This is a genomic window from Streptomyces sp. V3I8, from assembly GCF_030817535.1.
Classification (GTDB): Bacteria; Actinomycetota; Actinomycetes; order Streptomycetales; family Streptomycetaceae; genus Streptomyces.
Genome location: NZ_JAUSZL010000002.1, coordinates 3,685,250 through 3,698,950, shown reverse-complemented (window position 1 = coordinate 3,698,950; position 13,701 = coordinate 3,685,250). Strand labels below are relative to the sequence as shown.

Below are 13,701 nucleotides of genomic sequence, written 5' to 3'. Positions count from 1 at the left end.
GATTTCAACTATTTCGATGGTTCAACTACTTCATTACCTTACCTAACTCTTGACGCTTTCTTGACGCTCGCCGAGGCAAGATCGAACTTCTGTCCGCCCGGGTACCCGACTCCGCGTCAAGTCCGGGATGGCCCTGCGCCTATGGTTGCTCCAGCGCTCAGTCACATGGACAAGCCCGTCTGCCGCTCGCGTGAGGACAGCAAGGACAGCGATGCCCCCCAACACCACCGCATCTTCCGGTCACAAGCCCGGCAAGTCCGGCAGGAAGAAGGGGCGCAGAGCCCGTCTGATCCTGATCATCCTGGTTCTGGCCCTCATCGGCGGCGTCGCCTACGGCGCGTTCTGGAGCATCAGCACCGTCCGCGCCTCCTTCCCGCAGACCAAGGGTTCCCTCACCCTCGACGGCCTGTCGGGCCCCGTGGACGTCAAACGGGACGGCTACGGCATCCCACAGGTCTACGCCTCGACCGACGAGGACCTGTTCATGGCGCAGGGCTACGTCCAGGCGCAGGACCGGTTCTACGAGATGGACGTCCGCCGCCACATGACGGCCGGCAGGCTCTCCGAGATGTTCGGCAGGAGCCAGGTCGACAACGACGAGTTCCTGCGCACGCTCGGCTGGCAGCGGGTGGCGGAGAAGGAGTACAGGACCGAGCTGTCCGCCTCGACGAAGAAGTACCTGCGGGCGTACGCCAAGGGGGTCAACGCCTACCTGGGGGGCAAGGACGGCGCGGACATCTCCCTGGAGTACGCGGCCCTCGGCTTCACCAACGACTACAAGCCCGAGAAGTGGACCCCGGTCGACTCCGTGGCCTGGCTCAAGGCGATGGCCTGGGACCTGCGCGGCAACATGCAGGACGAGATCGACCGCTCCCTGATGACCAGCCGCCTCGGCCCGAAGCAGATCGCGGACCTGTACCCGCAGTACCCGTACGACCGGAACAAGCCGATCGTGCAGGAGGGCCAGTACAGCAGCATCACCGGCGAGTACACGCAGGGCGACGACACCGGCACCGGCACGGGCGCCGGAACCGGCACGGGCACGGGCACGGGGACCGGAGGCGGAACCGGGACAGGGACCGGCACAGGCACCGGCACCGGCACCGCGGCCGGCGGTACGCAGTCCTCGGCGGGCACCGGGCTCACGAACGGCACCGAGGCCCCCGCGGGGCTGGAGGGCCAGCTGTCGGGCCTCTACGAGGTGCTGGACGACGTCCCCGAGGCCGTCGGCGTGAACGGCAACGGCATCGGCTCCAACTCCTGGGTCGTCGGCGGCGCCCACACCATCAGCGGCAAGCCGCTGCTCGCCAACGACCCGCACCTGTCGCCCTCGCTGCCGTCGGTCTGGTACCAGATGGGCCTGCACTGCAAGAGCGTCTCGGAGAAGTGCCGGTACGACGTCTCCGGGTACACCTTCGCGGGCATGCCCGGCGTGGTCATCGGACACAACCAGAAGATCGCCTGGGGCATGACCAACTCCGGCGCCGACGTCACCGACCTGTACCTGGAGAAGCTCACCGGGGACGGCTACGAGTACGACGACAAGGTGGTCCCCTTCACCACCCGCAAGGAGAAGATCGACGTCGCGGGCGGTACCGGCAAGACCATCGTCGTGCGGGAGACCAACAACGGACCGCTGCTGTCCGACCGCGACGACGAACTCGTGAAGGTCGGCAGGAAGGCCGCCGTCGACAGCGCGGCCCCCGACCGCGGCGACGGCTACGGCATCGCCCTGCGCTGGACCGCCCTGGACCCGGGCACCTCGATGGACGCCGTCTTCGCGATCAACCGGGCCACCGACTGGACGGACTTCCGCAAGGCGGCCGCCCTCTTCGACGTCCCCTCGCAGAACCTGGTCTACGCGGACACCGAGAACAACATCGGCTACCAGCTGCCGGGCCGGATCCCGATCCGCGGCGAGGGCGACGGCTCGCTCCCCTCGCCCGGCTGGGACTCCGACTACCGCTGGAAGAGCTACATCGACCAGGACGAGCTGCCCTACGAGTACAACCCGGAACGCGGCTACATCGTGACCGCCAACCAGGCCGTGATCGACAAGGACAAGTACCCGTACACGCTCACCACGGACTGGGGCTACGGCACGCGCAGCCAGCGGATCTCCGACCTCATCGCGTCGAAGATCAAGAACGGCGGCAAGGTCTCGACGGACGACATGCGCCAGATGCAGCTCGACAACAGCAGCGAGATCGCCAAGCTGCTGGTGCCCAAGCTGCTCAAGATCGACGTCCCCAACAAGGACGTCCGTGAGGCGCAGAAGCTCCTGGAGGGCTGGAACTACACCCAGGACGCCGACTCGGCGGCGGCCGCGTACTTCAACGCCACCTGGCGCAACATCCTCAAGCTCACCTTCGGCAACAAGCTCCCCAAGGAGCTGCGGGTCAAGGGCCAGTGCCTGTACGTCGAACCGGCCGACTCCACCGGACCGGTCGACGGCGAGGACGACAAGGTGCGCGAGTGCGGCCAGCGCGACGCGGACAGCGCGCAGCCGGACGGCGGCGACCGCTGGTTCGAGGTGGTCCGCAAGATCCTCGACGACGAGGACAACGACTGGTGGTCGGCGCCGAGGGTACGCACCGACGACCCCGACAACCCCGTCGACACCCGCGACGAGCTCTTCGGCCGGGCCCTCGCGGACGCCCGCTGGGAGCTGACCGCCAAGCTCGGCAAGGACCTCGACACCTGGAGCTGGGGCCGGCTGCACCGGCTGTACCTGAAGAACCAGACCCTGGGCACCGACGGTCCCGGCTTCCTGCAGTACATGCTCAACCGCGGCCCGTACAACATGGGCGGCGGCGAGGCGGCGGTGAACGCCACCGGCTGGAACGCGGCGGGCGGGTACTCCGTGGTCTGGGTGCCGTCGATGCGCATGGTGGTGAACCTCGACGACTTCGACAAGTCCAGGTGGATCAACCTCACCGGGGCCTCCGGCCACGCGTACAGCGCCCACTACATCGACCAGACGAGCAAGTGGGTCAAGGGCGAACTGCTGCCGTGGGTCACCTCGGACCGCGCGGTCGACAAGGCCACGTCGGACACGCTGGTGCTGAAGCCCTGACGGGCGGGTCCACCCGTGAACGGCCCTCCACGCACGCGTGGAGGGCCGTTCCGCGTACCGGGTCGGGCCCCTACGGATCTTCCCGGGTGCCTACGGCAGGGACGGGCGGGCGCGTGGGCGGAAGCGGTGCACCGCGGAAGGGGTGACCGCCGCGTGCACCGGCCGGTCGTGCGGCTCCTCGGGGACGCGGGCGACCACTTCGGAGTCGTACAGCAGCACCACCAGGGCCGGATCCGCGGCCGCCCGCGCGAGGCGCGCGAGCACCCGGTCGTACGATCCGCCGCCGCGGCCGAGCCGCAGGCCGCGCCCGTCCACGGCCAGGCCCGGCAGCAGGACGGCGTCGGCCGTCAGGACGGCCTCCGGGCCCAGGCGCCCGCCCGCGGGCTCCAGGAGGGCCATCCTGCCCCCGTGCCGCACGCGCACGAGCGAGCCCCGGCCGTCGTAGGCGCCCCAGTCGAGGTCGTTGTCCGCGAGGAGCGTCGGCAGCAGGACGCGCACTCCGCGCGCGTGGAGCGCGTCGAGGAGCGCGCGGGTGCCCGGCTCGCTCCCCACGGAGACGTAGGCCGCCACCGTGCGCGCGTGCGCCAGTTCGGGCAGCTCCAGCGCGCGGGCGGCCAGCAAGGTCGCCGTTTCCCGCACGTCATCGGCCGTCAACCGGCTCCTCACCTGGAGGAGCTCTCGCCGCAACGAACGTTTGTCAAACTCCTCTTCAGGTCCCGGGTGACTCATAGACTTGTTCCGTACCCTTCGCAATATGCTCATATGAGAACGAATTAACCGGAGCCACAGATTCTCCACAAAGGCACCGGATATGGTGTCAGGCATGACTCAGTCGCACCCAAGGATCAGCAAGGCTGTCATCCCGGCAGCGGGTCTCGGCACCCGGTTCCTGCCGGCCACCAAGGCAACTCCCAAGGAGATGCTGCCGGTCGTGGACAAGCCGGCGATCCAGTACGTGGTCGAGGAGGCCGCGTCCGCGGGCCTCGACGACGTCCTCATGATCACGGGCCGCAACAAGCGGCCCCTCGAGGACCACTTCGACCGCAACTACGAGCTGGAGTCGGCCCTTCAGAAGAAGGGTGACGCCGGCCGGCTCGCGAAGGTGCAGGAGTCGAGCGACCTCGCCACCATGCACTACGTCCGCCAGGGCGACCCCAAGGGCCTCGGCCACGCCGTGCTGTGCGCCGCCCCGCACGTCGGCGACGAGCCCTTCGCGGTCCTCCTGGGCGACGACCTGATCGACCCGCGCGACCCGCTGCTCAAGCGCATGGTCGACGTCCAGGAGCAGCACGGCGGCAGTGTCATCGCGCTCATGGAGGTCGCGCCCGAGCAGATCCACCTCTACGGATGCGCGGCCGTCGAGGCCACCGCCGACGGCGACGTCGTCAAGGTGACCGGCCTCGTCGAGAAGCCCGACCCGGCGGACGCCCCCAGCAACTACGCGGTCATCGGCCGCTACGTGCTCGACCCGCACGTCTTCGACATACTCCGCACGACCGAGCCCGGCCGCGGCGGCGAGATCCAGCTCACCGACGCCCTCCAGCAGCTCGCGTCGGACGAGAAGGTCGGCGGCCCCGTGCACGGCGTCGTCTTCAAGGGCCGCCGCTATGACACCGGTGACCGCGGGGACTACCTGCGTGCCATTGTCCGGCTCGCGTGCGAACGTGAAGACCTGGGCCCGGACTTCCGGACCTGGCTTCGCAGTTACGTCACCGAGGAGATGTAGCACCTTGAGCAGCGCCGCGACCCGTGCCACCGGCCAGGACCACCTCTGGTCGGTGACCGAGCACATCGAGGACATCCTGGCGACCGTGCGCCCCCTCGACCCCATCGAGCTGCAGCTCCTCGACGCCCAGGGCTGCGTCCTGGTCGAGGACGTCGTGGTGCCGCTGTCGCTGCCGCCCTTCGACAACAGCTCGATGGACGGGTACGCGGTCCGGGTCGCGGACGTGGCGGGCGCGAGCGAGGAGTACCCGGCGGTCCTGGAGGTCGTCGGCGACGTGGCGGCGGGACAGTCCGAGCTGCTGCACGTGGGTCCCGGCCAGGCCGCCCGCGTCATGACGGGCGCCCAACTGCCGCCCGGCGCCGAGGCCGTCGTGCCCGTGGAGTGGACCGACGGGGGCCTCGGCGCGGGCCCCGTCTCCGGGATGCGCGCCCGCAGCGCGTCCCCCGAGGGCGCCTCGGGACAGGTGCACGTCCACCGCCCGGCGCAGGCACGCGCGCACGTACGCGCCAAGGGCAGCGACGTGCGGGCCGGCGACCGCGCCCTGGCCGCCGGCACCGTCCTCGGCCCCCCGCAGATCGGCCTGCTCGCCGCGATCGGCCGCGGAACCGTCCGGGTCCGCCCGCGCCCGCGCGTGGTGGTCATGTCCACCGGCAGTGAACTCGTCCAGCCCGACGCCGCGTTGGAGGCCGGCCAGATCTACGACTCCAACAGCTTCGCGCTGTGCGCCGCGGCCCGGGACGCCGGAGCGATCGCCTACCGGGTGGGCGCGGTCGCCGACGATGCCGAGACGCTCCGCGCCACCATCGAGGACCAGCTCATCCGCGCCGACCTCGTGGTCACCACGGGCGGTGTCAGCGTCGGCGCGTACGACGTCGTCAAGGAGGCGCTCTCGCCGGCCGGCGACGAGGACGAGCCGGGCAGCGGCATCGACTTCCGCAAGCTCGCCATGCAGCCCGGCAAGCCCCAGGGCTTCGGGACCATCGGCCCCGACCACACCCCGCTCCTCGCCCTCCCGGGCAACCCCGTCTCGTCGTACGTGTCCTTCGAGCTGTTCGTGCGCCCCGCGATCCGGACCCTGATGGGCGTGCAGGACGTCCACCGTCCCACCGTCCGCGCGACACTCCGTACGGAGAAGGCGCTCACCTCGCCCGCCGGGCGCCGTCAATTCCTGCGCGGACGTCACGCGGACGGGGAGGTGACCCCCGTCGGCGGCGCCGGATCCCACCTGGTCGCGGCCCTCGCGCACGCCGACGCCCTGATCGTGGTCCCGGAGTCCGTCGAGTCCGTGGAGCCCGGCACCGAGGTCGACGTGGTCCTCCTCGGCCGGTAGTCCCCCGTTGGGGGTACCGTGTCGCGCACGACTGGCACGACCGGGAGCGCCGCCACAGCATGAGTACGGCATGAGTACGCAGGACCGACTGACCCACATCGACGAGGCGGGCGCCGCCCGTATGGTCGACGTGTCCGAGAAGGACGTGACCGCCCGCACCGCCCGCGCCAGCGGCCGGGTCCTGGTCTCGCCCCGCGTGATCGAGCTGCTGCGCGGCGAGGGGGTCCCCAAGGGCGACGCCCTCGCCACCGCGCGCATCGCGGGCATCATGGGCGCCAAACGCACACCGGACCTGATCCCGCTCTGTCACCCGTTGTCGGTGTCGGGTGTCAAGCTGGACCTGTCGGTCGCGGACGACGCCGTCGAGATCCTGGCCACCGTGAGGACCACCGACCGCACGGGCGTCGAGATGGAGGCCCTCACTGCGGTCACCGTGGCGGCCCTCACCGTGATCGACATGGTCAAGGCGGTCGACAAGGGGGCGGTCATCACGGACGTGCGCGTGGAGCAGAAGACGGGCGGCAAGTCGGGCGACTGGAGCCGGACATGACGGCGCCCGCGTCGGTACCGGCCGAACCGCCGACCGGCGGCGCGCTGACGGCCCCGTACAGCGCGCTCGTGGTGACGGCCTCCAACCGCGCCGCGGCGGGCGTCTACGAGGACAGGGGCGGGCCCCTGATCGCGCAGGGCCTCGCGAAGGCCGGCTTCGCCGTCGACGGCCCCTGGGTGGTCCCGGACGGGGACCCCGTCGAGAACGCGCTGCGGACGGGCGTCCGCGCTGGGTACGACGTCGTCGTGACGACCGGCGGCACCGGCATCTCGCCCACCGACCGCACCCCCGAGGCCACGCGGAAGGTGATCGACCGCGAGGTGCCGGGCATCGCCGAGGCCATCAGGGCGTTCGGGAGGGAGAAGGTGCCCACGGCGGCCCTCTCCCGGGGTCTCGCCGGGGTCGCGGAGGGGACGCTGATCGTGAACCTGCCGGGCTCCTCCGGCGGGGTCAAGGACGGCCTCGCCGTCCTCGAACCCCTCCTGATCCACGCCGTCGACCAGATCCGCGGCGGCGACCACCCCGGAACCGGCGGCAGCGGGGGTGCGAGCTGAACAGCCCATCCTGGCCGGTCGAGCTGGTCGACGGCGATGTGGTCCTCAGGCCCATAAAGCTGCGCGACCAGCGGGCCTGGCGTGACGTCAACCGGCGCAACCGGGACTGGCTGCGCCCCTGGGAGGCGACCATCCCGCCGCCCACGCCCAGCGGGCCGATCGTCCACCGGCCGACGTACCGGCAGATGGTCCGGCACCTGCGCGCCGAGGCGAACGCGGGGCGGATGCTGCCGTTCGTCATCGAGTACCAGGGGCGGCTCGTCGGGCAGCTGACGGTCGCCGGAATCACCTGGGGCTCCATGTGCTCGGGCCATGTCGGCTACTGGGTGGACGAGGCGGTCGCCGGCCGGGGAGTGATGCCGACGGCCGTCGCGCTCGTCTCCGACCACTGCTTCCGCACCGTTGGTCTGCACCGCATCGAGGTCTGCATTCGGCCCGAGAACGGACCGAGCCGGCGGGTCGTCGAGAAACTCGGATTCCGTGACGAAGGTGTCCGTCCCCGTTATCTCCACATCGACGGCGCCTGGCGCGACCACCTCGTCTTCGCGCTCACGGCGGAGGAGATCCCCGAAGGACTGCTGGCCCGCTGGCGCCGGACACGTTCGAGGAACGCGTCCGAAAACTCACCGAGGGACACCCCCAGGAACACCGCGTAAATGAAATAGGTGTTCGAAAATGATCGGCGATCGACCACCCGCAGGCATTAATTTCACGCTTCCGGCGGTCCGCTGATCGCATCGGTCACAAAAAAAGCTCGAAATATCAGCCAGATCGTGCGACACACCGGCCCAATTGGCAGATGGCCTCATGCAAACCCCTCTACCGTGTGAGGCGTGAGCAGCAGCGGCCTGATCTACGCAGTCATTGTCGGGGCCTGGGCCGCCTACTTGGTGCCGATGTGGCTCCGTAGGCAGGACGAGCTGAACGAGGCCCGTCCGACGGAACGCTTCAGCACCGCCATCCGGCTTCTCTCCGGACGGGCGGGCATGGAGCGCCGGTACGCCAAGGACCTGCAGGCGCGCTCCACCGACGAGGGGGAGCAGCGCGCCGACCCGGACGCCGTCACCGACTCGGTGGACGTCCGGGCCTTCGCCATGCCTCCGACGCGCCGGGAAGTGCGGGCGAACGTCGACGACGCGCGGCACGCGCAGCAGGCCGCCCAGCAGGCGTCGAGGCAGGCCTCGCAGCAGGCCGCTTCCCGGCAGGCCGCCCGGCAGACCTCGCAGCAGGCGCCGGAGGAACAGGCACCGGAGCAGGAGGAACGGCAGGCGGCGCGCCGGGCGTCCGCGACGCCGCCCAAGTCCGGCTCCCGGTCCGCGGCCCACCCGGCGCCGGGCCAGGGCCGCGCGACGGGCGGCCGCCCCGTACCGCAGCAGGGTGCCAAACCGCCGTCGTCCTCGGCGTCCTCTCCCGGGCGACGGGCGGCCGCGGCGGAGGCCGCAGCGCGTGCCCGGCGCTCGAAGGTGCTCGCGCGCCGACGGCGTACGACCGTCATGCTCTTCTTCGCCTTCACGCTCGGCACGGTCGTCGCGGCCGTCGGCGGACTGGCGTTCCTGTGGGCGCCCGGAGTGCCCGCGGTGATGCTGAGCATCTACATCGCGTACCTGCGCTCCCAGGAGCGGCACCGCTTCACGTACGTGATGGACCGCAGGCGTGCCGAGGTCGCGGCGCAGCGACTGCGTGAGCGCCAGCCGCGCCGGCGGCCGGCCGCCGACCCGGGCACCGCCGACGAGCCGGAGGACGGACCCGAGCCCGACACCGACCCCGGCATGTCCGCACTCGCCGCCGACCGCCGCGCCCTCGTCGAGCAGACCGACCACGCGGAGTGGGTCGACCAGCAGCGCGAGCGCCGCAACGGTCCCGCCCGGGGCGACAGCTGGGACCCGGTCCCGGTGCCCCTGCCGACGTACGTGACCGCGCCGGTCGCCCCGCGCGCGACATCCGACGTCGACCTGGGCGCGCCGGACGCGTGGAGCTCGGCACGGTCCAGCACGGTCGAACCGAACGCGGAGGAGCCGGCGGACCTGGCGGAGACGGCCGGGACGGCCGGTGCGCAGGAGGAGCCGGACGGGCCCGACGGGGACGACGGCCCGGACGGCGCCGCGGACGCCCGCCGCGCGGCCGCGGCCCGCCGGGCCCGTGAACGGGGCCGCACGCCGCTCTTCGACCAGTACGAGGACGGCGAGCGCCCGCGCGCCGCCAACGAGTGACAGCACCTCGGGGATCCGTCGGAGGCCCTGCCCCTGACCAGGGGGGAGCGGCCGGGAACGGATTACCGAGCACCCTTACCGGGATGCTAGAGTTTCACTCGTTGCAAGGGCCTGTGGCGCAGTCTGGTAGCGCACCTCGTTCGCATCGAGGGGGTCTGGGGTTCAAATCCCCACAGGTCCACCGCAGCAACCCCCGCCGGGGAAACCCGGCGGGGGTTCTTTGTCGTGCGGCGACCAACCCCGGGCAGCTCCCCGTGCGGGCGGGCTACTCGGCGTTGGCCATCTGCAGGTAGTAGCCCGTGACGCGGACGTTCTTGCCCGAGGGCGGGACCCGCGGCCGTCGGCCGGTTCCGGTGGTCCACCCCGAAGTCGTACAGGGCGGGCGCGCCCCCGTCGGCGGTCTTCGGGCCGCTCGACGGCCGGCAGTTCGCCGGCGAACACGGCCTTCCAGGCGGCGCCCTTGTCCGCCGCCTTCTCGTAGTCCCTCACGTGCTCGAAGACCGGGATCCGGGCGTCGGCCACGAAGACCCGCGGGGCGTCCTAGCCGGACGTGCGGTCGCGGCCCCGGCCGTGGTCACGACAGGCTGGTGGTGGTCCGGCCCGCGCCGGACCGGTGTCCCCGGCGTCCTCACAGAAGCTTCGCGTAGCAGCGGCTGTCGTCGTGGAAGCGGTAGTGGCCGAACTTGACGCAGGGCTCGTAGCCGCTGGACAGGTACAGGGCGATGGCCTCGGGCTGCTTGTTGCCGGTCTCCAGGACCATGCGGGTGCGGTCGGCCGCGCGGGCGTCGTCCTCCAGCGCCCCCAGGATGCGGCGGGCCAGGCCGTTGCCGCGGGCCTCCTCGACCACGTACATGCGCTTCAGCTCGGCGTCGCCGTCCGAGTAGCCCTCGTCGTTCGCGTCCTGGGTGCGCCAGCCGCCGGTGGCCACGGGCCGGTCCAGGCCGTCGTACGCCATCAGGTAGAGGCCGGCCGGCGGCCTGAACATCGACGGGTCGAGCGGGGTGACGTCGCCCTCGTCGCCGTAGCGCACGGCGTACTCGGCCTGCACCTGGTCGTTGAGCTTGACGGCGTCGGGGTGGTCGAAGGCGACCCGGCGTATATCCATGCTAATCATCGTACTTCTATGCGTTGGGTGGGTACGGTGTGGTGCGATGTGCTCCTACAGTGTGCCGGTATCGTGCCCGGGTGCTGACTGTGACCTCTGTGAATGTGAACGGACTCCGGGCCGCGGCCAAGAAGGGCTTCGTGGAGTGGCTGGCGGAGACGTCCGCCGACGTGCTGTGCCTCCAGGAGGTGCGGGCCGAGCCCGAGCAGCTCCCGGCGGGCGTACGGCAGCCGGAGGGATGGCACGTCGTGCACGCGCCCGCCGCCGCGAAGGGCCGGGCCGGGGTCTCCCTCTACACGCGCCGCGAGCCCGACCGCGTCCAGGTCGGCTTCGGGTCCGCCGAGTTCGACGGCAGCGGGCGCTACGTCGAGGCCGACCTGCCCGGTGTCACCGTCGCCAGCCTGTACCTGCCGTCCGGCGAGGTCGGGACCGGGCGGCAGGACGAGAAGGTCCGGTTCATGGGCGAGTTCCTCCCCTATCTGAAGGAGCTGCGCGAGCGGGCCGCCACCGACGGGCGCGAGGTCGTGGTGTGCGGCGACTGGAACATCGCCCATCAGCCGGCCGACCTGAAGAACTGGCGCGCCAACCAGAAGAACTCCGGCTTCCTCCCCGAGGAGCGGGCCTGGCTCGGCCAGGTCCTCGACGCGACGGACGGCGGATACGTGGACGTCGTACGCGCGCTGCACCCGGACACGGACGGCCCGTACTCGTGGTGGTCCTACCGGGGGCGGGCCTTCGACAACGATTCAGGTTGGAGGATCGACCTGGCCGTGGCCACCCCGGGGCTTGCCGCCCGGGCCGTCAAAGCGGTCGTGGAGCGGGCAGCCAGCCATGAGGAGCGGTGGTCGGACCACGCTCCTGTGACCGTGTCCTTCGAGATGTGATGCGAGCTGCGCGAGGCATTCCGATGACGCCGCATGCCTTGCTCGGCCCGCGCAGCAATTCAGCTCTTCGACTGCGCGCCGAGGTGTTCGCCAAGCGTGAAGGTCAAGCGTGAGGTGTCCGGTCCGGCGAGGCGGGCCGGGGCGCCGCCGCGGTGGCCCTTGGCGACAGTGACGCGAGTGCCGTTCCCGAGGAGGAGTTCGCGAGAGACGGCGGCGTCTGTTTCTGTAGCTTCGCGGTAGCGGTTGATGGTGTAAGCCTCCAGCCAGTCGGATCGCATCCCGACGGGAGAGGGGCACACTTCACCGCGCGCGGTTGCACGGCACACGTAGTCGCCGTACGCGTAGCCTTTGCGGGCTGCGAAGTACATGCGTCCTTCGCAGCCCGCACAGTATGCGACGCCAGTGAGCAGCGCAGCCGTCCGGCGCCTCGAGCGCCGCGTGCCGTTGGAGCGGGCAAGGAGAGCGTCCTGCAGTGCCTGGAAGTCTTCGGTGGACAAGAGCGGCTGCCCGATGAGCACCGGGGTGCCGCAGGTGTTGAGCACAGTCTTACCTCCGTGCGTTCGGTGGCCCATCAAGGACGGGCCACGCAACACCTTGGACAACGTGCCTGAAGTCCAACGGAATCGTTCGAAGTGCCGCCCGTGGCGATGGCCGCCCATGGAGCGACCCTCGAGCTGGGCGTGGCGGTCGCGAGGCACCGGCACACCTGATTCGTTGAGTTTGCGCGCGATGGCGATCAGTGACTGTCCTGCGTGTACGTCGTCCACGATCATGCGGACGAGAGCCGCAGCCTCAGGGTCGGGGGAGAGGCCCCATCCACGGCCTGAGGGGTGTGGGGCCTTCCGATAGCCGAAGGGGACCAGTCCGCCGCCGTAGCGACCGGCCGCGCGCAGCGCTTCGTGACTGCTGGCGAGCCGGGAGGAGATGGTGCGTGACTCCTGCTCGGCGATGTAGGCCAGCTCCATGCACAGGCGGATGACGTCGCCATCCGCCTGTGGTGTGACCTTGAGCGGTTGTTCTTCGGGCATCCCGAAGACGAGTGTCGTCGCGTGCTTCTGGGCCCACTCGATCAACTCGGACATGTGGGCAACTGATCGTACGGCGCGGTCCACATGTGACCACACGATGACATCGTATTCGTCCGGGCGCCGCAGCCAAGGCGACAGGGAAGGCCTCTCGAAGGGGGAAGCTTTGCGTGCAGATACCCCGAGATCTGTGGCTTCGGCGATCAGTGTGAAGCCCAGGTGCTCACTGCAGAGCTGGATTACAGCTCGTTGCCTATCGGGTGAGGTGGTCACCGAGGTCAGGATGCTGAGGCGCACGGCTCCCAGAGCTCGTGGGTATTCGGCGTGAGCCGAAGTCAGCTGCATCGGCTGAGGACTAGGCTTGGGCATGTCGGCGCTCCGTGAAGTGTCGGCCGTGCCCCGGGGCTGGTAGGACAGTCGCCGGGGCGTTTCGATTTAACTTTCGGAGTGCGGCATGCAGTTTGTCTGTCGATGGCTGGAAAGCAGCTCGATGGGGTGAATGTTCAGCGAACGACTCTTCCATGTCGCCGGTGGGTCACTTTGGTCCTGTGAGCGTTGAACTGCTGGTAGCTAAGGTCCTGGCCGTTGGCTCAGCCGTCGGTCCAGTGCCATCGACAGTTCCGCCTCCACCACGCTCTTCGCCAGGGGGCGCAGGCGGTGCAGGTCTTCCGGGGTGCGGCTCGGGGTGAGGACCAGGTCGGTGAACAACTCGGCCAGGGCGTCGGCGTGTTCGCGGACGCGGTGGGCGGCCGCGAGGATGTCCGCCAGCGGGATGCCCTCGCGGACCAGGGCCGCCGAGGTCTCCAGGAGCCGGCGGCTGATGTGGACGATGTCCGTGCCGTCGGTGGCGAGGTAGCCGAGGTCCAGGGACGCGGCGAGGTTCTCCGGGGTGGCCTGGCCCGCGAAGACGTCGGCCAGTTCCTCGGGGGAGAGGCGGACCGGGGTCTCCTCGGTGGGTGCGCCGAGGCCCAGCAGCTCTCCCACGTCACGGCCGTGGTCGAACGCCTCGGCCAGCTCCGCGATGCCGTTGAGCGTGTGACCGCGCTCCAGGAGGGCCGCGATGGTGCGCAGGCGGGCGAGGTGGTCCTCGTCGTACCAGGCGATGCGGCCTTCGCGGCGCGGGGGCGGTATCAGCTTCCGTTCCCGGTAGAAGCGCAGGGTGCGCACGGTGATGCCGGCCTCCCTGGCCAGCTCCTCCATTCGGTACTCCCGCTTGTCCGCCACACCGGCACCCTATGTCG

12 protein-coding genes and 1 tRNA gene are annotated in these 13,701 nt (G+C 70.5%); 9 read left to right on the top strand and 4 right to left on the bottom strand.

Going from position 1 to position 13,701, the window contains the following annotated elements; all coding sequences use genetic code 11:
* Positions 1–211 precede the first annotated feature (211 nt).
* Complete coding sequence (locus QFZ75_RS16145) at positions 212–3,076, top strand: penicillin acylase family protein (protein WP_307537626.1); 2,865 nt, start codon at positions 212–214, stop codon at positions 3,074–3,076.
* Positions 3,077–3,166: 90 nt separating this feature from the next.
* Here the strand turns inward: QFZ75_RS16145 and QFZ75_RS16140 are convergent, their stop codons facing one another.
* A complete protein-coding gene (locus QFZ75_RS16140; protein WP_307537624.1) occupies positions 3,167–3,805 on the bottom strand; it encodes a 5-formyltetrahydrofolate cyclo-ligase in 639 nt (212 codons plus the stop codon).
* Between the two features lie 94 nt (positions 3,806–3,899).
* On the opposite strand from QFZ75_RS16140, the gene galU reads away from it, so the two are divergent.
* The 7 genes from galU (at position 3,900) to QFZ75_RS16105 (ending at position 9,627) form a co-directional block, all read left to right on the top strand.
* Positions 3,900–4,802: a UTP--glucose-1-phosphate uridylyltransferase GalU gene (galU, locus tag QFZ75_RS16135; RefSeq protein WP_307537623.1), complete on the top strand. Its 903-nt coding sequence runs from the start codon at positions 3,900–3,902 to the stop codon at positions 4,800–4,802.
* Between the two features lie 4 nt (positions 4,803–4,806).
* The gene (glp, locus tag QFZ75_RS16130; protein WP_307537621.1) at positions 4,807–6,132 is read left to right on the top strand and encodes a gephyrin-like molybdotransferase Glp; all 1,326 of its coding nucleotides are present in this window, start codon (positions 4,807–4,809) and stop codon (positions 6,130–6,132) included.
* Positions 6,133–6,202: 70 nt separating this feature from the next.
* Positions 6,203–6,682, top strand: a complete 480-nt coding sequence (gene moaC / locus QFZ75_RS16125; protein ID WP_307537619.1) for a cyclic pyranopterin monophosphate synthase MoaC — start codon at positions 6,203–6,205, stop codon at positions 6,680–6,682.
* On the top strand, positions 6,679–7,236 hold the full coding sequence (locus tag QFZ75_RS16120) for a molybdenum cofactor biosynthesis protein B (protein ID WP_307537616.1): 558 nt from the start codon (positions 6,679–6,681) through the stop codon (positions 7,234–7,236). The genes moaC and QFZ75_RS16120 overlap by 4 nt, the downstream gene beginning before the upstream one ends.
* Positions 7,233–7,892 carry a GNAT family N-acetyltransferase gene (locus QFZ75_RS16115; RefSeq protein ID WP_307544530.1) on the top strand — a complete coding sequence of 220 codons (660 nt, stop codon included), beginning with the start codon at positions 7,233–7,235 and terminating at the stop codon, positions 7,890–7,892. Before QFZ75_RS16120 ends, QFZ75_RS16115 begins: the two co-directional genes overlap by 4 nt.
* A gap of 177 nt (positions 7,893–8,069) precedes the next feature.
* Positions 8,070–9,446, top strand: coding sequence for a gephyrin-like molybdotransferase receptor GlpR (gene glpR / locus QFZ75_RS16110; RefSeq protein ID WP_307537614.1), 1,377 nt, complete (start codon positions 8,070–8,072; stop codon positions 9,444–9,446).
* Between the two features lie 107 nt (positions 9,447–9,553).
* Positions 9,554–9,627: transfer RNA gene (locus QFZ75_RS16105), tRNA-Ala, on the top strand.
* 447 nt (positions 9,628–10,074) lie between these two features.
* Here QFZ75_RS16105 and QFZ75_RS16100 read toward each other — a convergent pair.
* Positions 10,075–10,551 (bottom strand): GNAT family N-acetyltransferase, encoded by a 477-nt coding sequence (locus QFZ75_RS16100; RefSeq protein ID WP_307537612.1) that lies wholly within the window; start codon positions 10,549–10,551, stop codon positions 10,075–10,077.
* A gap of 59 nt (positions 10,552–10,610) precedes the next feature.
* Here QFZ75_RS16100 and QFZ75_RS16095 point away from each other — a divergent pair, with 59 nt between their 5' ends.
* Positions 10,611–11,435 carry an exodeoxyribonuclease III gene (locus QFZ75_RS16095; RefSeq protein WP_307537611.1) on the top strand — a complete coding sequence of 275 codons (825 nt, stop codon included), beginning with the start codon at positions 10,611–10,613 and terminating at the stop codon, positions 11,433–11,435.
* A gap of 59 nt (positions 11,436–11,494) precedes the next feature.
* On the opposite strand, the gene QFZ75_RS16090 is transcribed toward QFZ75_RS16095, so the two are convergent.
* Both QFZ75_RS16090 and QFZ75_RS16085 read right to left on the bottom strand, forming a co-directional pair.
* Complete coding sequence (locus tag QFZ75_RS16090) at positions 11,495–12,805, bottom strand: recombinase family protein (protein ID WP_307537609.1); 1,311 nt, start codon at positions 12,803–12,805, stop codon at positions 11,495–11,497.
* Between the two features lie 225 nt (positions 12,806–13,030).
* On the bottom strand, positions 13,031–13,660 hold the full coding sequence (locus QFZ75_RS16085; protein ID WP_307544528.1) for a MerR family transcriptional regulator: 630 nt from the start codon (positions 13,658–13,660) through the stop codon (positions 13,031–13,033).
* Positions 13,661–13,701: the final 41 nt, after the last annotated feature.